Origin of the sequence: Mycobacterium sp. 852002-10029_SCH5224772 (genome assembly GCF_001667315.1) — a bacterium.
Classification (GTDB): Bacteria; Actinomycetota; Actinomycetes; order Mycobacteriales; family Mycobacteriaceae; genus Mycobacterium.
The window spans coordinates 1-1,263 of the sequence record NZ_LZHT01000080.1 but is presented as its reverse complement, the minus strand read 5'-3'; the positions used below and the strand labels follow the sequence as shown (position 1 = coordinate 1,263).

1 protein-coding gene is annotated in these 1,263 nt (G+C 66.5%); it reads right to left on the bottom strand.

The window, feature by feature from the left end; genetic code table 11:
• A partial coding sequence (locus A5775_RS13840; protein ID WP_067253055.1) for an NAD(P)/FAD-dependent oxidoreductase occupies positions 1-1,261 on the bottom strand: 1,261 nt, incomplete at its 3' end.
• Positions 1,262-1,263: the final 2 nt, after the last annotated feature.

The window sequence follows — 1,263 nt, the reverse complement described above, 5'->3', positions numbered from 1 at the left end:
TGAATTGCGCGTCGTCCTCGGAGGACAGCCCGATGGAGACGACGGAGCGGTTGAACAGCACGTCGGTCAGGTAGGCCAGCGATACCGCCCAGCGGTTGAGGCCGCGGGGGAGCGCGTACAAGTGGTAGGCCCGGGTGACGGCTTTGGCGGGCAGCCCGGTCAGTCGGATGTTGAGGGGATTGGCCACCGCGTAGCGGGGTCCCAGGTCGACCACCAGGCCCAGGTTGCGGTGCTTGTATTGGGTGGGGTTGCCGTAGCCGAGGCTGGCGGCGACGTTGCGGGCCAGCACCTTGCCTTGGCGGGTGGCGTGTTGGGCGGTCGGTGGCGTGATCTTGCCGGGTTGGGTCAGGTCGGGAACCGCGGCCGCATCCCCGGCGGCGAACACTTCGGGGTGATCGGGTACCTGCAGATCGGGTTGCACCTTGATCCGGCCCCTGTCGGTCGGTAGGCCCAGGTGTTGGATCAGTGGGGCGCCGGTCACTCCGGTCACCCAGGCGATGGTGCGGGTGTCGATGCGTGAATCATCGCTGAGCACAACGTGATCGGCGTGCGCTTGTTTGAGGGTGATGCCGAGCCGGACGTCGATTCCGCGCTTGCGCAGGACCTTCATCGCGGCGTCACCGAGTTTCTTGCCGACCTCGGGCATCACCTGTTCGGCCAAATCGAGCAGCAGGAACCGTACTTCGGCGGGGTTGAAGCCCATTTGTTTGGCCGCCGCGTCGGCCAGGGCGCGCAGTTGCGTCACCAGTTCGGTGCCCGAGTAGGAGGCGCCGACGACCACGACGGTGCGCCGGGCCGCGGCGACCTGGGGGTCGTCTTCGATGTTGGCCAGCTCCAGCTGCTCGACGAAGTGGTCTCGTAGGTAGAGGGCCTCGGCGGTGGTCTTGAGCCCGCGCGCATAGGTGGCGAGTCCGGGGACGTCGAACAGCCGTGTCACCGAGCCGGGTGTGAGTACCAGCCGGTCGAAGGACAGGGCGTGGCTGCGTTCTTCGGGGTCGCAATAGGTCAGGGTCTGTTGGGTGAAATCCACACTGTCCACGCGGCCGCGCACCGCGTGCACACCCCGCAGCGAATTGGCCAGGGGGACAGCGACAAAACGGGCATCGAGCACTCCACCGGCCACGTCGGGCAGCAACGGCGTGTAGAGCATGTAGTCCACCGGAGAAATGATGGTGATGTCGACGGGTGCGTTCCGCCGGCGCAGAATCCGGGCCAGACGACGGGCGCAGGTGAATCCGGTGAAACCGCTTCCCACGATCACAA